We start from the raw sequence: 18,222 nt of genomic DNA on the forward strand, positions 1-18,222 counted from the left end.
TTCTGGGGGACCGATGAACTGGATCGTGTTCGACTACGGCGACGTGCTCAGCAAGCCGAGCGCCGCCCTGCCCGGCCTGGCCGCGGCGATGGGAGCGCCGCTGCCGGAGTTCCTGGAGGCGTACTGGGCGTACCGGATTCCCTACGACGCCGGCAGCACGCCACTCGAATACTGGCAGGCCGTCGGCAACGCCGTGGGCGCGCCGGTCGACGAGGCGCTGTCGGCCGAGCTGACCCGCGTCGACGTCGAGGGCTGGGGACACCTGGAGCCGTCGTCGGCGGCGCTGCTCGAAGCGCTCTCCGAGGCCGGCGCGAACCTGGCGCTGCTCTCGAACGCGCCGATCGCGTTCGGCGAGTGGGTCCGCGCGCAGGACTGGGCCCGGTACTTCCGCGTCACGATGTTCTCGGGCGACGTCCGGTGCGTCAAGCCGGAGGCGAAGATCTTCCGCCTCCTGCTCGACGAGCTCGGCGCCGAACCGGCCGACTGCCTGTTCTTCGACGACCGCGAGTCCAATGTGGAGGGTGCACGGGCGGTGGGGCTCCAGGCTCACGTGTGGAACGGCGCCGACGCGGCCCGCGCCTGGCTGGACTGAGCACTCACGCGCACCGCACGGCCGCCTACCCGCCGTGATCTCCATGTCCTAGGCTGAGCGTCCCCACACTCCCCGGTAGGTGCGCATGGCGACGAGCGAACGACCATCGGCCCACGTCGACTTCGACCGGCCGAGCCTCGCCCGGGTCACCGACGCGCTGCTGGGCGGGCAGAACCACTACGAGCCCGATCGCGCCGTCCTCCGGCAGCTGGTGGCCATCGCGCCGGAAGCCCCGGCCATGGCGCGGGAAGTGCGGCAGTGGCTGGTGCGCGCCGTCCGCTACCTGACCGAGCGGCTGGACGTCGACCAGTTCCTCGACCTGGCGGCCGGCTTCCCGACGGCGGAGAACACCCACCAGATGGCGCAGAAGTACAACCCGGAAGCGCACGTCGTCTACGTCGGCGACGACCCGGTGGTGGAGGCGCACGGCCGGGCTCTGCTCGTCGACAACGACTTCACGCACATCTGCGGTACCGACCCGCTCGACCCCGGCGAGACGCTCGCCGGGGTCGAGCGGTTCATCGACTTCGACCGGCCCGCCGGGCTCGTGCTGTGCGGGGTCGTCGACCACATCGCCGACCTCCAGCAGGCGCAGCAGGTGGTCAAGTCCTACGTCGGCGCGCTGGCGCCGGGTTCGTACCTGATCCTCTTGCACCGGCACAACCCGGACGACGGCTCCGACGCGGCCGCCGTCGCGACGTCCCTGCAGGACCGCTTCGGCCGCACCGGGCTCGACGCGCGCTACCGTTCGCGGGCCGAGATCACGTCGTTCTTCGACGGACTCGACCTGCTCGAGCCCGGGCTGACCGCGCCGCACCTGTGGTGGCCGGACGGGCCGCGCCTGGCGCCGCTGACGCCGGTCAACTGGACGGCGCTGGGCGGCGTGGCGCGGATCCCCGGGTAGCTCAGTACCGGTTGATGCGCCTGGGGTCCTTCTTGCCGCCGGTGATCGCCTTGTAGCCGGCGGCGCCGAGGAAGGCGATGCCGCCGATGATCGCGATCCACAGGACGGCCTTGAACACGAAGCCGATCACGGCGCCCAGCACCATGAACGCCACCCAGGCGATGAGCAGGCCGCCGACGATCTTCCAGAACATGGTTCCTCCGATGCTTCCCCGTGGCCCCACCGGCCCGATGACTCCACACTGCCACCCGCCGCGGTGAAACTCCCCTCGGAGAGCCAACGTTCGGGGTTTATTCAGGGTTCCCCCTGGCCAGCCAGGCCCCCAGGCGCCGGACTCCTTCGTCGATGTCCGCGGCGCTGCCGGCGAAGGAGAACCGGACGTACTTGCCGCCGTCGACCGGGTCGAAGTCGACGCCGGGGGTGATGGCGAGCCCGGTGTCGGCGAGCAGCCGCTGGCACCAGCTCAGGCTGTCTTCGGTGTAGGCACTGACGTCGGCGTAGGCGTAGAAGGCGCCGTCGGCGGGGGCGAGCTTGTCGAGGCCGATGCGCTGCAGGCCGGCGAAGAGGCGATCGCGGTTGGCGCGGTAGTGCTCGACGTGCGCGTCGGCTTCCGCGTACGCCTCGGGCGTGAAGGCGGCCAGCGCCGCGTACTGCGAAACCGCGGGCGGGCAGATGGTGAAGTTGCCGGTCAGGACGTCGATCGCGCGGTGCAGGCGTTGCGGGGCGAGCATCCAGCCGAGCCGCCAGCCGGTCATCGCGAAGTACTTCGAGAAGCTGCCGAGCACGATCGGCTCGCGGCCGTACTGCCACGCGCAGTCGAGCTCGGCGCCGTAGGAGATGCCGTGGTAGATCTCGTCGCTGATCAGCTGCACCCCGTGCGAAGAGCACCAGCCGGTGATGGCGGCGAGTTCCCCAGGCGGCAGCACGGTGCCGGTGGGGTTGCTCGGGCTGGCGACGATGAGGCCGTCGATCGGGCCGAGCTCGTCGAGGAGGGCGACCGTCGGCTGGAAGTTCGTCTCGGCGGTGGTGGCGAACTCGACGACCTCGCAGCCCAGGACGGACAGCAGGTTGCGGTAGGCGGGGTAGCCGGGGCGCGCCATGGCGACCTTGGCGCCGGGGTCGAAGGCGCTGAGGAAGGCGAGCAGGAAGCCACCCGAGGAGCCGGTGGTCAGGACGACGTCGTGGGCTTGGACGTCGACGTCGTACCGCTGCCGGTAGTGCCCGGCGACCGCCTCGCGCAGCTCGGGGATGCCGAGCTGCTCGGTGTAGCCGAGGGTGCTCTTCTGAAGCGCCTCCTGGGCGGCCTCGAGCACCGGCTTCGGCGCGGGCGCGGACGGCTGCCCGGCGGCGAGCGACACGAGATCGCCGTGACTGCGCTGCCGGGCCCCGGCCGCGGAGAGGACGTCCATGACGTGGAAGGGCGGCACACCGGCCCGCAGCGCGGGCCCGGCGAAAACTCCGAGGTCGGCCATGGGGCCAGGCTAGTAGCCGCGGTAGGCACCACCGTGGGCCATGGCCTTGATGCCGGGCACGTTGTCGAGGCCGCCGTACCGGTCGAAGGAGTACCGGACGCCGGCGATGATGTTGTCGACCGGGTCGTAGATGTTGTCGTGCCCGGGCAGCTTGTGGGCGTTGAACGTCGAGTCGATGCACTGCATGAGCCCCTTGGACGGGTGCCCCGCGGCGGCGTTCGAATCCCAGTTGTTGATGGCGTTCGGGTTTCCGCCCGACTCGTGCTGGATGATCGCCCAGATCTTGGGGATGTCCGCGTCCGTCACCGGGATGCCCGCGGCCTGCAGCGCCTTCATGGCTTCCTGGATCCACTGCTGGACGTTCCCCGGCGGCGGCGAAGAAGGCGGGCCGCCGCTCGGGCCGAGGCCACCACCGCCGCCGCCACCCCCACCGCCACCACCACCACCGCCGCCGCCGTGGGAGGCGCCGTTGCTGTGGATGCCGCCCGTGCTCTTGGGGGCCGCGGCGGAGCTGCTCGGCAGGGGGACCTGGTCGTAGCCGCCCTCGATCTGCTGGGACATCAGCTGCTGCGACGCCTTGATCGCCGTGTCGGCCTGGGTTTGCAGGCCGGTCACGTCGCCGTCGAAGCCGGCGGTGATGTTGTGGATGTCCGTCTTGGCGGTGGCCAGGATCTCCTCGGCGCTGGGGCTGGGGCCCGGCTTGCCTTCGTCGTGCGCCTTCTTCGCCGCGGCCAAGGCGTTGTTGATCTGGGTTTCGGCCGTGGCGTTGCGCTCGTTGACCGCCTTTTCCGCGGCGAGCTGCTTGTCCCCGACGTTCTTCTTGATCTGGTCGAGGGACTTCGCGAGGTCGTCGAGGTCCTTGGCGACGTCCTCGAGGTGGGTCTGCACCTTGGTCCCGGCGTCGCGGACCTGGCGGACGTACTGGAAGAACTGGTCGGCCGCGGGGCCGCCCCACACGCTGCCGTTGAGCGCGTCGGTCGAATTCTTCAGGGACGCGTTGTGGTCGCCGGCGTTCTTGCCCGCCTCGCGGAACTGCGTTGCCGCCGCCGAGATCTTTTCCAGGTCCACCTTTTCGACCTGGTCGACCTTCTTCATGAAGGCGTCCCAATTGTCCGGCGTTCCGGCGCCGCCCGGGTTCAAACCCACTCTCGTGCCCCCGCTGTGTCGTACGGGGCTTTCGCCCCGGGCCGGGGGCTTCGCCCCCCGGACCCCCGGTCATTTGTCGACGTGCAGTTTCAGGTCACTCGCCCCGACCTGGTCGGTCTCGGCGATCAGGCCGGCGGCCTTGCGCATGGCGAACCCCAGCGCCTCCATGTGCTTGCCCGCGGCGTCGAACTGGCTGTGCACGCCGTCCTTGAACTTGCCGACCGCGCCGTGCGCGTCGCCCGTTTCGTCCATCCCGCCGAAGGGGCTTTCCTTCTCGTGGTCCAGGCCGGTGACCTTCCGCTTGGACTTTTCGAACTCGTCCTTGAGCTTCTCCACCTGGCGGGCCGCGATGGCCATCGAGTCCGGGTCGTAGACAGGCACGGTTCGTCATCCCCTTCGCCAAACTTGTCTCCGCCCGATCTGACGTCGTCATGACCAGGACGGTTCCGCGCTTACCTTATGACTTCGCCCCGGGCGCGGGTACGGATCTCCGCCAACTTCCACCCCAGCGGGGATCAGGCCTCCGCCACCAGTTCGCGGATTCGCGTGGCCAGCAGGGCGTTGTCCGCCGGGGTGACGGTGGCCCACTCGCGGCCGTCGCCGTCGCGGCCCACCTGGAACAGGTAGCGGCCGGCGTCCGTGTCGAAGAACGCCACCACCCGGTCCGCCCGGTGCACCACGCCGTCGCGCGAGGTGCGTTCCGCGCCGAACTGGCCGCGGGCCTCCTGGCCCAGCAGCATGCCCGAGAGCTCCTGGGCCTGGAACAGCGGTGTTCCGCGGTCCTCCAGCGCGGTGACCAGCCCCTTCGCGTCACCCTTCGCGGCCGCGTCGGCGGACTTCACGACGTCGTAGGGCAGGCTGACCGTCTGGCCGATGCCCGGGCCCAGGTCACCCGCCACCGAGACCGCCGCTTCCGCCAGGCCGTCCTCGGTGGCGGGGATCAGCCAGACCTCGCCGTCGTCCACCACGGCCAGCACCGCCTGGCCGCGCAGGCTGACCGCGCGGCCGCGGATCTCGCGTTCCGCCCACACCCAGACGTCGATCCCGAACTGCGGGCGCGCCAGCAGGTGCAGCAGGTCGGCCAGCTCGCCCGACGCCCGCCGGTTGCGGGCCAGGCGCCGCTCGCTCAGCGACGCCCACGCCGACTCCGCCAGCTCGAGCCGTTCGGTGCGGGTGGCTCCTTCGCTCGGCACGTCCAGCGCGACGTGCCGCCGGGGCAGCCCGAAGGACTCCCAGAGCACGTCGAACTCGAGGGCCGACAGGACGAGCGACACGGTCAGCGCACATCCCCGCCGTGGTCACCGAGCACGTCGGGGGAGACCATCCGCTGGTCGGCGAACAGGTCCTGGTCGTCGACGCCGTAGCGGCGGACGTGTTCGGCGTCCTCCTCCTGCGGAGCCGCTTCGGACAGGAACTTCGCCTCGCCGGGCTGCTGCTTCGGGCTGATCTGCTCCGACTTGCGCAGCGCGACGGCTTCTTCTTCGGGCAGCTCGCCGACCGGGAGCGGCCGCACCGGGCCCTTCGGCTGGCTCTTGTCGCGCCGCAGCCGCTCCTTGTCGCCGCTCAACGCGCCGCCGGCCGCACCCGCGCCGATCGCCGCCGCGCCGGCACCGATGTCGCCGGGGGTGGCGCTGGGCTTCCCCGCGAAACCGCGTTCGCCCGTGTACTGGGCGGGCTGCAGCGGAGGCTGCGGCATCGCGCCGACCGTGCGGCCCTTGGCCAGCAACCCGTCCGGGCCGCGGCCGGTGGAGCTGTCGATGCCGGTCGAACCACCAGGCGTCCCGCCACCCCCGCCACCGACACCGCCGCCGCTGCCGCCGAGCGACTTGAACGGCGTCGTCGCCGGGGCCGAGCCGGGCGGCTGCGCGCCGGGGGCGCCCGGCGGGACGAACGGGTCGCACTGCTCCCCGCTCGCCGGGCCCGGGGTGAAGCGACCGGCCGGATCGCCGGACGGGCCGCGACCCGGGCTGTGGACCCAGCCCGGCCCGGGCGAAGACGTCGGCGGCTTCGCGCCCGACGACGTCGTCGAACTCGGCGTGGTGTGCTGGGCGGCCGGGGCGCCGGCCGAACCGATCGCGCCGGCCGAACCGGTGGAGCCGGTCGAGCCGGTCTGGCGCGGCGGCTGCGATACCTGCTGCGCGGACCGGGACGGCTGCTGCGCGGCGACACCGTAGACCGGGGTCGGCGGATCGGCGTGCACGGTGTGGGACACCGGCTGCACCACCGGGGGCTCGACACGCACCGACCGGACCTTGTCCGAGGCCGGCTTCACGCCGCCGTCCGGCGTCACCGCGACCGCGGCGCCGGCGACGTCCAGCACGCCCGGCGTGATGCCCGGGGCGGCCAGCTTCAGCGACTCGGGGTCGGACAGCGACTGCGTCGAGAGCAGGTTCGTGCCGCTCTGCTGCGCGTACTCGTTCAGCGCCTGCTGCGCCTGGGCCTTGGCGTCGTTCGCGGCCTCGACCTGCCGGGCGTGGTCGGTCTCGAAGCCGATGAGACTCAGCAGGCCGTCGCCGATGGTGAAGCCGCCCGCGCCCTTCCGGACCGTCTCGGCGTCCGGCAGCTTGTACTTGGTGCGGTTGAACGCCTCACCCTGCTCGAACACCATTTCCGCGGCGTGCGCGACCTTCGTCGTGGCGTCCTGGGAGAAGCCGGCCTGCTCGGTGAACACCTGGCTCGCCGCGCCCCCGGCCTGGCTCTGCCACTCGACGCCGAGCTTCAGCAGCTGCGCGCGCAACGTCTGGTCGGTGTGGGCCAGCGCGGTCGCGACGGCCTTCAGCGCGTCGACGGCGGTACCGATGCTGCCGGTGCCGTCGCCGTTGATCATCCGCGTGATCTGGTCGGCGATCGCGGTGTTGGTCCAGCCGTCGAACCGGTGGTTCTGGATCCCGGCCGCGAGCTCGGAGAATTCCACGCGCCCTCCCTAGTTGCGTGCTTTCAGGGTCTGCAGCGCCACGTCGGCGGCGTGCGCCGACATGTCGCACAGCTGCGGCTGCGTGAGCTTGCCGCGGGTGATGGCGAAGGTCTGGACGGCCAGCGTATGCCCCTTCGCGACGCCGACGAGCGTCTCGCAATCGGCCGGGTCGCCGGCCGCGCGGTAGTTCGTCAGCGCCGGATACCCACCGATGGTTTTCGGCTCGGTGGTCATGCTGTTCTTCTTGCGCGCCCCGGTGATCCACTGGTCGAGGTCCGCCGGCACCGCACGCACGTGGTAGGAGTGCACCGGCTCGGCGCCGTCGGCGTCGAACACGCAGGTCGGGCCGTCCTGCTCCGGAGCCGCGCGCGGGAGGCTGGTGATCTTCAGCGCGTCGAGCTGCACCTGGGGGAAGATCGAGCACAGATCGACGCCCTGCAACGACAGGTCGGCCGGCCGCTGCGGCAGCTGGGCGGCCTTGGCGCTCTGCGACGCGGCCGTGGCGGCCGTCTCGACCGGGTACGGCGTGCCTTCGGTGCCCGCGGAACAGCCGGCGAGCGCCGCCGTCGCGAGCACGCCTCCAGCGATCCGGTTACGCACCGTGCTTGCCGCGGTCACCGAACACCGCCGCCTTCTCCTCTTCGCTGACCTTGTAGTCCTTCGCGGCTTCGCGCAGCTGGGAGACCAGGCGCTTCAGGCCGGCGACGTACTCACGGACCTGCCCGGCGTAGGAGCGGTCGCCGTCGGCGATGAGGGAGTTCCAGGCCTGGACCGACTGGGTGCTGATCACGTCGGCGGACGGCGCGTCGATCCGCAGCTGGCCGAGCCGGGTCAGCAGCTGGTCTTCGAGGGCGTTCGCCTGCTCTTCGACAATCCGGGCGACGTCGAGGAGCTTGTCCGGGTGGACCAGGACGTCCGCGGCGGCCGGTACCACCGGGACGGCCGAGCTGAGGTCTTGCGGGGGTCCGGGTGGCGGAGCCCCCGGCCCGGGGCGAAGCCCCGGAACAACGCTGTCGTACGAGGGTCCTGACATGCGCTCCCCTGACGTCATACGGACAGTGACCGGCCGGCTCCCGTCGAGGCTACCAACGCGGAGGTGACAGGAGCCTGAGTTTGGACGCAGAGTGCGCCCGGCCGGTTCCCCGATCCGTGGAATCAGGCGCGCTGTTTCGCCGCCGGGGCGCCGACCTCGCCGTTCGCCGCCTTCAGCGCGATGTCCGTGCGGTGGTGGGAGCCCGCGAGGTGCACCTTCTCGACCGTCTCGTACGCGTGCTTGCGCGCCGACTTGAGCGTCTTGCCGGTGCCGACCACCGACAGCACGCGGCCGCCGGAGGAGACGACGGCGCCGTCGTCCCGGCGGCGGGTGCCGGCGTGCAGGACGCCTTCCAGCTCGGCCCCGGTGATGACGTCGCCGGTGTGCGGCTTGCCCGGGTAGCCGTCGGCGGCGATCACGACGGTGACCGCGGCGCCGGCCGCCCACTCCAGCGGCGGGTGCTCGGCGAGCTTGCCGGTGGCGGTGGCGTGCATCAGCCCGGCGATCGGGGTGCGCAGCAGGGCCAGCACGACCTGCGTCTCCGGGTCGCCGAAGCGGCAGTTGAACTCGATGACCTGCGGGCCGTCGGAGGTCAGCGCGAGACCGGCGTAGAGCAGGCCGGAGAACGGCGCACCGCGGTTCACCAGCTCGTCGGCAACCGGCTGGACGACGGTCTCGACCAGCTCGTCGACCAGGTTCTCGGGCGCCCAGGGCAGCGGTGCGTAGGCCCCCATACCGCCGGTGTTGGGCCCGGCGTCGTCGTCGCCGACGCGCTTGAAGTCCTGCGCGGGCAGCAGCGGGACGACGGTGTTGCCGTCGACGAAGCAGAACAGCGACGCCTCCGGGCCGTCCAAAAAGGACTCGAGCAGGACCGGGTGCCCGCCGTCGAGCAGCATGATGGCGTGCTTGCGCGCGACGTCGTAGTCGGTGGTGACGACCACGCCCTTGCCGGCGGCCAGCCCGTCGTCCTTGACGACCCAGGTGGGGCCGAAGCGGGAGAGCGCGGCGTCGAGGCGGGCCGGGTTGTCGACGACCTCGCAGCGCGCGGTCGGCACGTTCGCGGCGGACATGACGTCCTTGGCGAAGGCCTTCGACCCTTCGATCCGGGCGGCGGCGGCCGAGGGGCCGAAGCAGGCGATGCCGGCCTTGCGCACGGCGTCGGCGACGCCGGCGACGAGCGGCACCTCCGGCCCGACCACGACGAGGTCGGCCTGCCAGCTCTTCGCGAGCCCGGCGACCGCTTCCGGATCGGCGGCTTCGACGCCGAGCTGTTCGGCGACCGCGGCGGTCCCGGCGTTGCCGGGCGCGCAGGCCAGGGCCGTGACGGTGGGGTCACCGGAGGCCGCGAGGACGAGTGCATGCTCTCGGGCGCCGGAGCCGATTACCAGTACGCGCACACCGCACAGCGTATCCGGCGAGGTTCGCGCCGGACATTTCGCCGTCCCCCGGGGCCCGGCCGGGCCGCCTCCGTACGCAGTGAATGACTCATTCACTGCGTCGGACGCCAGGAATGAGTCATTCACCGCGTCGGGACGAGCCGTCGGAAGCCCGGGGAGAAGAGGAGTCCACGCGCCGTTTACCGAGGTGTTCGCCTGGATACGCACTTCGGACGCTTGCGGCGGTGAGGGTTGCGCGAGTAGTCAGGGTCAACCCTGTGTGAAAAGAGGTCACCAGATGAAGCGCAAACGTGTCGGTCTCCTGGCACTGGCCGGGCTGGCGTTGCTGAGCGTCACCGGCGTCGCGGCGGGGTCGGCGAGTGCCGCCGAGAGCGGGTCCGCCGATGCGGCCGCGCGCGGACGGGGCCACCATGACCCCGTGATCATCGGACACCGCGGCGCGCCCGGGTACCGGCCGGAGCACACCCTCGCCTCCTACGAGCTCGCCTACCGGATGGGCGTCAACTGGGTCGACGTCGACCTCGTGCCCACCAAGGACGGCCAGCTGGTCGCCCGGCACGAACCCGAGATCGGCGGCACCACCGACGTCGCGAAGCACCCGGAGTTCGCGAACCGGAAGAAGACCGTCGTGCTCGACGGGGTCACCACGACCGGGTGGTTCACCCAGGACTTCACGCTGGCCGAGCTGAAAACGCTGCGCGCGGTCGAGCGGATCCCGCAGAACCGGCCGCACAACACGCTGTACAACGGCCGCTACCAGATCGCCTCCTACCAGGAGGTCCTCGACCTGACCCAGCGCCTCGGCCGCGAGCTGCACCGGACGCTGGGCACCTACCCCGAGGTCAAGCACTCGACGTTCTTCCAGTCCATCGGCAACCCGACCGAGCCGAAGCTGGTCGCGATCCTGAAGCGCAACGGCCTCGACCGGCCGGACGCGCCCGCGATCATCCAGTCGTTCGAGGTGTCGAACCTGATCGCGCTGCACAAGCAGGTCCGGACGCCGCTGCTGCAGCTGACCTCGGCCACCGGCGCCCCGGCGGACTTCGTCGCGAACGGCGACAAGCGGACGTACGCGGACCTCGTCACCCCGCAGGGGCTGCGCGAAGTCGCGAAGTACGCGAAGTACTTCGGGCCGGACAAGGCGCAGATCATCCCGCGGGACAAGAACGACAACCTGGGCACGCCGACCGCGCTCGTCGCGGACGCGCACCAGGCCGGCCTGAAGGTGCAGCCGTACACGTTCCGGAACGAGAACCCGTTCCTGCCCGCGAACCTGCGCTCGTCGGCCGAGCCGGACGCCTACGGTGACGTCTTCACCGAGGAGGAGGCGTTCTTCAAGGCCGGCGTCGACGGCTTCTTCGCCGACCAGCCGGACACCGCGCTGGAGTCGCTGCACACGTTCCTCGGCCGGTAATCGCTTTGCCGCGAAGGGCGCGCTCGTGGACGCTGTGTCCATGAGCGCGCCCTTCGGCGACTTGGCCGCGAACCACGGTTTCTCCGGCGTCGTCCTGGTGAACCGGGGTGACGAGACGCTGGTCTCGGAGGCGTACGGGTACGCGCACCTCGCCCACGGCGTCGAGAACACGATCGACACGCGGTTCGCCATCGCCAGTGGCACCAAGGGGTTCACCGCTCTGGTCGTCATCGGCCTGATCGCCGAGGGGAGGCTGGCGCTTTCGACGACCGCGCGCGAGGTCCTCGGCGACGACCTGCCGCTGATCGACGACCGCGTCACCGTCGAGCACCTGCTGACGCACACCTCCGGCATCGGCGACTACTGCGACGAAGAGGCGGATCCACCGCCACCACCGACTCCGCTCCTCGCCACGTCGGCCGACTACCTCGCCGCCCTCGACGGGTACCCGCAGGTTTCTCCGCCCGGCACGGAGTTCCGCTACCACAACGGCGCCTTCGCCGTGCTCGGCCTGATCGCCGAACGGATCGCGCGCATACCTTTCGCCGACCTCGTCCGGCTCCGGGTGACCGAGCCGGCGGGCATGACGGACACGGCGTTCCTCCGCTCGGACGCGCTGCCCGCCCGGACGGCCACCGGCTACCTGGAAGACGGCCGCACCAACGTGTTCAGCCTCCCCGTAGTGGGCTTCGCCGACGGCGGGATCTACAGCTCCGCCCCGGACTTCCGGAAGTTCTGGCCCGCGCTGCTCGACGGCCGGATCGTGCCGCGCGAGTGGGTGGCCCGGATGCTCCGCCCGCACGCGGCGGGCTACGGGCTCGGCTTCTGGCTGCCGCGGCCGGGGGTGGTGCACCTGGACGGCGGCGACCACGGCGTCACGTTCTGGAGCACGCACGAGCCGGCGTCCGGGCTCACCGCGACGCTGATCTCGAACAACCACCGAGGTGGCGGGCCCCTCCTGAGGTGGCTGGACGAGTTCTTGACGAAGGCTTGACACCCTCCGGTACCGGGGCTACCTTCGGCGAATTCAATGGTCTGGCCGCATACCTTTCAAGAGGTGCCCGATGGATGTTTCCGACCAGCAGACCACCCCCGACGACGACGCCGCCCGGCTGCACCAGCTGGGATACGCCCAAGAACTCAAACGGACGATGTCGGCGTTCTCGAACTTCGCCGTCTCCTTCACGATCATCTCGATCCTCTCCGGCTGCCTCACGCTCTACGGCACCGGCATGAAGACCGGTGGGCCGGCCGCGATGATCTGGGGCTGGGTCCTGGTCGGCTTCTTCGTGATCCTCGTCGGCCTCGGCATGGCGGAGGTGTGCTCCAGCTACCCGACCGCGGGTGGGTTGTACTACTGGGCGGCGAAACTGGCCCCGCGCAACGGCGCGGCCTGGTCGTGGTTCACCGGCTGGTTCAACCTGGTCGGCCAGATCGCCGTCACGGCGGGCATCGACTTCGGCGCCGCGCTGTTCCTCAACGCGTTCCTCGATCTGCAATGGGGCTTCGCGGCCACGCCCGGGCACACGATCCTGCTCCTGGCGATCATCCTCGTGGTGCACGGCCTGCTGAACACCTTCGGCGTCCGGCTGGTCGCGATCCTCAACAACGTCAGCGTGTGGTGGCACCTCATCGGGGTGCTGGTCATCGTGGGCGTGCTGACCTTCGTGCCCGCCAAGCACCAGGACGCCTCCTTCGTCTTCGGGGAGTTCGTCAACAAGACCGGCTGGAGCTCGCCGATCTACGTGTTCGCGCTGGGCCTCCTGCTCGCGCAGTACACGCTGACCGGGTACGACGCTTCGGCGCACATGACCGAGGAGACGAAGAACGCCGCCAAGGCCGGGCCGCGCGGCATCGTCACCTCGATCCTCGTCTCCCTGGTCGCCGGCTGGATCCTGCTGATCGGCCTGACCTTCGCGATCCAGGACTACGACGGCGCGGTCGACTCCGGGACCGGGGTGCCGCCCGCTCAGATCTTCATCGACGCCACCGGGGTCACCACCGGCAAGTTCCTCCTGCTCATCTGCATCGGCGCACAGCTGTTCTGCGGGATGTCGTCCGTGACGGCGAACTCGCGGATGATCTACGCCTTCGCCCGTGACGGCGCGATCCCGGGCTCGAGCTTCTGGCACCGGATCAACAAGCGCACCCAGACGCCGACCAACGCCGTCTGGCTCGCCGCCATCGGCGCCTTGATCCTCGCCCTGCCGTACTTGTGGAGCGCGACGGCGTACTACGCGGTCACCTCCATCGCGGTCGTGGGTCTCTACGTGGCCTACGTGATTCCCGTGTTCCTGCGGGTCCGGCGAGGCGACTCGTTCGAACCGGGCCCGTGGCACCTCGGCAAGTGGGGGAAGCCGATCGGCATCGTCGCGTCGATCTGGGTCGCGTTCATCTTCGTGCTGTTCATGCTTCCCCCGGCGTCGCCGGTGACCGTGGACTCGTTCAACTACACGCCGATCGCCTTCCTCGTGGTGCTGGGCGGGGCCGGCCTGTGGTGGGTGGTTTCGGCCCGAAAGTGGTTCACCGGGCCGAAGGTCCAGGGTTCCGAGGCGGAACTGGCCGCAGTGGAACAGGAACTGAAGGAGCTGGGCTGACGTCGGGCGCAGTGGTGAGGGAGCCGGAAGACTCCCTCACCACTTTGCGCGTTCAATCGGCGGGCGCGCCGAGGGCGTCCTCCCGTTCGGCGCGGCGGCGCAGCAGGTCGTACTGGCAGCCGAGCTCGTAGGCCTGGTCCTCGTACTCGCGCTTGGCGGCCAGGTGCGGCCGGACGCACTCGCTGTAGTGGCGCAGGTCGTCCTGTTCCAATGAGCCGTCGCGGAACGCCGTCCAGAACACCAGCGTCGCCGACACGACCATGACGAGCGCGACGAGCACCGCCATCAGCAGCGCGAGGCCGTTCATCCCGGACAGCAGCCCCTCGGTGGAGACCCGGACGAACATCACCACGCCCATCAGGCCCACCAGCAGCCCGACGGTGAGCAGGCTCAGCTTGGCGCCGGTGGACAGCTTGTGCCACTCCAGCTGGCGGCGGTGGTTCTTGTGCTGGCGCTGGTTGTGGCCCAGGTGGTGCAAGGAGGTCGCGGCGCCGACGGTGGCCAGCACCGAGATCACGACACTGATGAGCAGCGGCAGGCCCAGCGGTGCCGTCCAGTCGACGTTGAACACCGAACTGGCCAGCCACAACATGATCGGCAGGTCGACCACGGTGACGGTGAGCATGGTCAGCACCCGGGTGAGCCGGTTGACGCGGCGGTGACGCAGGCTGCCGCGCACCTGTTCCAGCTCGATCAGCCCGTCGAGGAGGCCGGCCCGGGCGTGGGCCTCGGCGACCGTCAGGTTCTGCCCGTGCGGGCCGACGACGTGATCGTCCATCACCCGGTCGGCCAGGTAGCGCAGTTCCCGGATCCGGGCGAGCAACCGATCCCCGGCCGCCGAGGAGCCTCCGGTGTGTTCCCGCTCCTGCGGGCGCCGCGGCTGCGGGAGTGGCAGGTTGCGCGTCTCTTCGCTGCTGGTCATGGCGGTACCTCCTCGTCTGCTAGTAAGCGATCTCCACCCGCCGCATCGCGGCTGCCGCGGCTTCGTCGAACCGGCCGCCGGCCATCGCCGTCCGGTCGGGCTGAGTGCCGACCCCGGCCGCGTCGACCCGCTGACGCACCCCGGCCTGGCGAAGCGCGTCGGACACGACTTGGGCGCGCAGGTCGGCGAGGGCCTGGCGGCCGGCCGCGGTCGACCCCGGCGGATCGGCGGCGTAGCCCCGGACGGTCACCACCGCACCGGGCCGGCCCGCCAGCGCGGCGGTGATGCTCCCGGCGAGAGTCCGCAGCAGGTCCAGGGCGCCGGGTGACAGCACCGCGGAGTCGCCCGTGAACCCGAGCGCGCTGTCGGAGACGGTGGTGCTGATCCGGCCCGCGGGCCCGACCACCGACGTCACCCCGGGCACGGGCACGACCGGCGTGGCGACCGTGGTGCGTGGCGGCTCGGCAGCGACGCGCTTGTCGTCGAAGTCGCAGCGGCCGGCCTGCGCCCGCGCGCAGATCGCCTGCCAGTACTGCAGGAGTTTGTCGTGGGCGGGGCCGGGCAGGGGTGGCTGCCCGCCGGCGACACTGCCGAGCCCGGTGAACAGCACGTGCCAGTTTTCCAGGTGCGGCAGGGCGTTCTTGCCGGCCAGCTGGCTGGCAACCGCCTCCGGCTCGGCGTCCCAGCCGACCTGCCGCAGGTCGAAGGCCCCCGCCGTGCTCAGCCCGCTGCTCACCACGATCAGCCGGCCGGGAGGGACCCCGCGGACGGCGGCATCGATGCCGCCGAGCAGATCGAGCCCGGGCCGGGCGGCGGTCATGGCGGCGACCGTGTCGGCGACGAGCTGGACGTTGCGCTCGATCAGGGCCGGTCGTTGCAACCCGTGCTCCAGCGATCCGTCGGCTCGTCTCGGCGTCAGGACGACCTGGCGCGAGTCGGCACCGTCGGCGGCCGCGACGAGCGCGACACTGCTCTGGCCGGAGCCCTGCGACGAGACATTTCCGCTGTTCGCGGCGGCGAGGAGGATCTTGCGGGCCGGGTCGGTGAGGATGGGCCGGCGCTCGTTCGCGGTGCCGCTGACGACGATGAGGACGCGATCTCCGCCGGTGGGGTCGACTGCCTTCGCGGGGAGGGCACACCCGGCAACTGACACAGCGACCAACCCCAGTGCGGCAATTGCCGGACGGCGGTGGGTTCTCGGGTCGATCAGCGCGGAATCTTGCGGAATCCGCAGCGCGGACGCCGTGCGAGTGAGACGGGTTTTGGGGCCTGAACCGAAGTTGCAGGGCTTCATGACGACCTCCCTGGGGCCGATGAGGCAACCACAGGGTGACATTTGCCGAGTAACGATGTCAATTGCCGCGACGATGGAGAGGTGCGACCCTTTCCCGGCTGACACCCGGCGTTCCTTCGCTCCGGAGCCGAGCGCCGGGCAAAGCCGGGGCGTCGTGCCCTGAACGGAGTAGCGGAGGAGGTACCCTCGCCGCGGCAGGTGAACCGACCGTGACGCACACCCGTGCACCTGCCATGGAACCGCCCGGAGTTTGTCCAACAAGTGTCATCTTGGAGACGTCAAATGGCAGGGGAAGGGTAGGCTGGGCTGATGGCGAAGCCCGACGCCGCCGTCGAGGGCGTCCGAAACGTCTTTCTCAAGCTACGCACCCGCAGCGGCCTCAACGTCGAGCGGCTCAGCGCGACCGAGGTCGACGTCGTGCTGCTCGCCGACCTGCCTGTCGTGCGCCGGTACGCGCGTGAGCACAACGTGTCCACCGAGCAGGCCATCGTCGACGTCGTCACCCGGGTCACCGCCGATCTCGAACCGACCGACCGGCTGATCACCGACGCGGTGCTCGCCCTCGGCGTGCTCGACGACCTGCTCGCCGGCCAGCCGACGCTGCGCGGGCTGTACGCGGAGGACCTCGGCGATCGACGCAATGCGCTGGCCCAGCACTGGGAGGCGTACCACCGCCTGCTCGGCGTGACCGAGATTCCGCCGGCGCCGACCGTGCGCACCCTGCGCGGCTCGGTCGAGGCACGCGCGCTCGTCCGGCTGGCGGAGCGCTGCGTGCGCGGGCCGGAAGCGCCGCTGCTGGAGCCGGCCGCCGATTCCCGTGAGCCCAGCAACTCGATCGTCGTGGTCGGGGGTGCGGTGACGGACGTGGTCGTGGTCTCCGACAAGCTGCCCGGGATCGGGGCCGCGGTGCAGGCGACCTCGTTCGAGGAGCACCCCGGGGGCAAGGGACTCAACCTCGCGGTCGCAGCCAAGCGGTTCGGCCTCCGCGCGCGGCTGTGCGCCGCCATCGGGGGTGACGAGGCCGCCCGGGAACTCACCCGCTACATGCAGCAAGAAGGTTTGTCGACCGAGCTGATCCGGGAGACGTCGGGCGAGGCGAATCCGCGGGCTTTGATGCTCGTGACACAGCGGGGTGAGACGCGATACCTGGGCTGGATGAACAAAGGCAAGGTCTCGCTGTCCACCACGGAATTCGAACTACCGCGCACGAAACGAGCAATAGCCGACGCCGATGCGGTGTTGATCACCTTGGAACCCCCGGTGGAAACGGTGCAGTGGGCGCTCGACACGGCCGCCAGGCAATCGCCGAAACCGTTGGTCCTGTTGCAGGCTTCGCCACCCGTGGAAACGCCGCAACAGCTTTACCGGCATCTTCACGGCGTCGATTACCTCGTCGGCCGTGAAGGCGAACTGCGCGGGCTGCTGTCCTATCCGGACCGCCCCGCCACGGTCGACGCGCTGGCTGAGGAACTGCTCACCCTCGGCGTGGAGACGGTCTGCGTGGTCGAGAACTTCGGCGCCAAAATCCGGTCCCGGACGCGGTCCAGGGACATCGAAGGCCCGAACGTCCCGCTCGAAGACACTCCCGGGGCCCGGGAAGCCTTTTCCGCGGCTCTGACTTTCCAGCTCCTCCAGGACGGCGGGGACCTGACCTGGGACGCCCTCGAATGGGCGATCCAGGCCATGACCGTCAACCTCACGCTCGAGGAGATCACCAACTCCATGCCCGGCACCGAAGACGTGGAACGGCTGTGGAGGAAACCTGACGTGGAGAACCCGTGACCGAGGTCGTGGAGCACGAACTGCAGGATCGGGACGGCGATTTCCGGGTCGTCGTCCTCGGCGGCACCGACCAGCCCAATCCGGCGTGCGCGGCGGTGTTCGGCGAGCCGCGGGACGGATGCCTCGTGCGGATCCAGTCCCGGTGCCTCTACGGCGAGATATTCGGGTCCACCAACTGTGACTGCCTTTTCCAGCTCGGCAAGTCGCTCGAGGAGATCAAACAGCACTCCGGCGTCCTGATCTACCTGGATCAGGAAGGCCGTGGTGCCGGCCTCCTGACGAAGGCGCGGGGATACCGGCTTTGCCAGGAAACCGGCGTGGACACGTTCGCCGCGTACGCAGCGATGGAGTGCAAGGCCGACACCCGGTCTTACGGGGACGCGGTGGCGTTGCTGAAGCAGCTGGGGCTCAAGGAAGTCACGCTGCTCACCAACAACCCCGGGAAGCTGGAAGGCCTCGAACTCGGCGACATCAAGGTGCGGCCCCGGCCGTTGCTCATCCCGGAGCCGGGCGAGCACACGCTCGCCTACCTGGTCGCCAAGCGCGACAACCAGGAGCACATGCTGTCCATCGCCGCCCGGCTGCGGTGGCGGGTCATCCGGTTCGCCGGGTCACGCTGGCTCAGCCCTCGCCGGGCTGCGCTGCGCAAGGCCGCGGCACATCCGGTCGGCGCGGTGGCGGAAACCGGCACCGGTGGCGCCCGGCCGAACGAGAAGCAGGCCGCCTGACCGCCGGCGATGAACCAGGACGCCGGC

The 18,222-nt window shown here is 70.6% G+C and carries 18 protein-coding genes; 7 read left to right on the top strand and 11 right to left on the bottom strand.

Annotation, left to right across the window (positions count from 1 at the left end; translation table 11 throughout):
- The first annotated feature begins 13 nt into the window (after window positions 1–13).
- Window positions 14–592, top strand: coding sequence for an HAD family hydrolase (locus ISP_RS46490; RefSeq protein ID WP_013230784.1), 579 nt, complete (start codon window positions 14–16; stop codon window positions 590–592).
- A gap of 85 nt (window positions 593–677) precedes the next feature.
- Window positions 678–1,496, top strand: coding sequence for an SAM-dependent methyltransferase (locus ISP_RS46495; RefSeq protein ID WP_013230785.1), 819 nt, complete (start codon window positions 678–680; stop codon window positions 1,494–1,496).
- A 1-nt stretch (window position 1,497) separates the two neighbouring features.
- Here the strand turns inward: ISP_RS46495 and ISP_RS46500 are convergent, their stop codons facing one another.
- The 9 genes from ISP_RS46500 to purD all read right to left on the bottom strand — a co-directional run bounded on the left by ISP_RS46500 (window position 1,498) and on the right by purD (window position 9,458).
- Window positions 1,498–1,689, bottom strand: coding sequence for a hypothetical protein (locus ISP_RS46500; protein WP_013230786.1), 192 nt, complete (start codon window positions 1,687–1,689; stop codon window positions 1,498–1,500).
- A 97-nt stretch (window positions 1,690–1,786) separates the two neighbouring features.
- Window positions 1,787–2,968 carry a pyridoxal phosphate-dependent aminotransferase gene (locus ISP_RS46505; RefSeq protein WP_013230787.1) on the bottom strand — a complete coding sequence of 394 codons (1,182 nt, stop codon included), beginning with the start codon at window positions 2,966–2,968 and terminating at the stop codon, window positions 1,787–1,789.
- 9 nt (window positions 2,969–2,977) lie between these two features.
- Window positions 2,978–4,114 (bottom strand): transglycosylase SLT domain-containing protein, encoded by a 1,137-nt coding sequence (locus ISP_RS46510; RefSeq protein WP_013230788.1) that lies wholly within the window; start codon window positions 4,112–4,114, stop codon window positions 2,978–2,980.
- A gap of 69 nt (window positions 4,115–4,183) precedes the next feature.
- A complete protein-coding gene (locus ISP_RS46515; RefSeq protein WP_013230789.1) occupies window positions 4,184–4,495 on the bottom strand; it encodes a hypothetical protein in 312 nt (103 codons plus the stop codon).
- Between the two features lie 134 nt (window positions 4,496–4,629).
- Window positions 4,630–5,388, bottom strand: coding sequence for an ESX secretion-associated protein EspG (locus ISP_RS46520; protein ID WP_013230790.1), 759 nt, complete (start codon window positions 5,386–5,388; stop codon window positions 4,630–4,632).
- Between the two features lie 2 nt (window positions 5,389–5,390).
- Complete coding sequence (locus ISP_RS46525) at window positions 5,391–7,028, bottom strand: hypothetical protein (RefSeq protein WP_013230791.1); 1,638 nt, start codon at window positions 7,026–7,028, stop codon at window positions 5,391–5,393.
- Between the two features lie 9 nt (window positions 7,029–7,037).
- Window positions 7,038–7,604 carry a DUF3558 domain-containing protein gene (locus ISP_RS46530; protein WP_013230792.1) on the bottom strand — a complete coding sequence of 189 codons (567 nt, stop codon included), beginning with the start codon at window positions 7,602–7,604 and terminating at the stop codon, window positions 7,038–7,040.
- 16 nt (window positions 7,605–7,620) lie between these two features.
- Window positions 7,621–7,962, bottom strand: coding sequence for a hypothetical protein (locus ISP_RS46535; RefSeq protein WP_013230793.1), 342 nt, complete (start codon window positions 7,960–7,962; stop codon window positions 7,621–7,623).
- Window positions 7,963–8,183: 221 nt separating this feature from the next.
- The gene (gene purD, locus ISP_RS46540) at window positions 8,184–9,458 is read right to left on the bottom strand and encodes a phosphoribosylamine--glycine ligase (protein WP_013230794.1); all 1,275 of its coding nucleotides are present in this window, start codon (window positions 9,456–9,458) and stop codon (window positions 8,184–8,186) included.
- Window positions 9,459–9,735: 277 nt separating this feature from the next.
- On the opposite strand from purD, the gene ISP_RS46545 reads away from it, so the two are divergent.
- The 3 genes from ISP_RS46545 (at window position 9,736) to ISP_RS46555 (ending at window position 13,469) form a co-directional block, all read left to right on the top strand.
- On the top strand, window positions 9,736–10,872 hold the full coding sequence (locus ISP_RS46545; protein ID WP_013230795.1) for a glycerophosphodiester phosphodiesterase: 1,137 nt from the start codon (window positions 9,736–9,738) through the stop codon (window positions 10,870–10,872).
- Window positions 10,873–10,912: 40 nt separating this feature from the next.
- On the top strand, window positions 10,913–11,866 hold the full coding sequence (locus ISP_RS46550; protein ID WP_013230796.1) for a serine hydrolase domain-containing protein: 954 nt from the start codon (window positions 10,913–10,915) through the stop codon (window positions 11,864–11,866).
- Window positions 11,867–11,936: 70 nt separating this feature from the next.
- Window positions 11,937–13,469 carry an amino acid permease gene (locus ISP_RS46555; protein ID WP_013230797.1) on the top strand — a complete coding sequence of 511 codons (1,533 nt, stop codon included), beginning with the start codon at window positions 11,937–11,939 and terminating at the stop codon, window positions 13,467–13,469.
- Window positions 13,470–13,521: 52 nt separating this feature from the next.
- On the opposite strand, the gene ISP_RS46560 is transcribed toward ISP_RS46555, so the two are convergent.
- Together ISP_RS46560 and ISP_RS46565 are read right to left on the bottom strand one after the other, a co-directional pair.
- Window positions 13,522–14,391, bottom strand: coding sequence for a hypothetical protein (locus tag ISP_RS46560; RefSeq protein WP_013230798.1), 870 nt, complete (start codon window positions 14,389–14,391; stop codon window positions 13,522–13,524).
- Window positions 14,392–14,410: 19 nt separating this feature from the next.
- Window positions 14,411–15,544 (bottom strand): OmpA family protein, encoded by a 1,134-nt coding sequence (locus ISP_RS46565; RefSeq protein ID WP_013230799.1) that lies wholly within the window; start codon window positions 15,542–15,544, stop codon window positions 14,411–14,413.
- A gap of 558 nt (window positions 15,545–16,102) precedes the next feature.
- On the opposite strand from ISP_RS46565, the gene ISP_RS46570 reads away from it, so the two are divergent.
- Window positions 16,103–17,467 carry a carbohydrate kinase family protein gene (locus ISP_RS46570; RefSeq protein ID WP_230468655.1) on the top strand — a complete coding sequence of 455 codons (1,365 nt, stop codon included), beginning with the start codon at window positions 16,103–16,105 and terminating at the stop codon, window positions 17,465–17,467.
- Window positions 17,464–18,195: a GTP cyclohydrolase II RibA gene (gene ribA / locus ISP_RS46575; RefSeq protein WP_013230801.1), complete on the top strand. Its 732-nt coding sequence runs from the start codon at window positions 17,464–17,466 to the stop codon at window positions 18,193–18,195. The genes ISP_RS46570 and ribA overlap by 4 nt, the downstream gene beginning before the upstream one ends.
- Window positions 18,196–18,222 lie beyond the last annotated feature (27 nt).

Origin of the sequence: Amycolatopsis mediterranei (genome assembly GCF_026017845.1) — a bacterium.
In the GTDB taxonomy this organism is placed as follows: domain Bacteria; phylum Actinomycetota; class Actinomycetes; order Mycobacteriales; family Pseudonocardiaceae; genus Amycolatopsis; species Amycolatopsis mediterranei.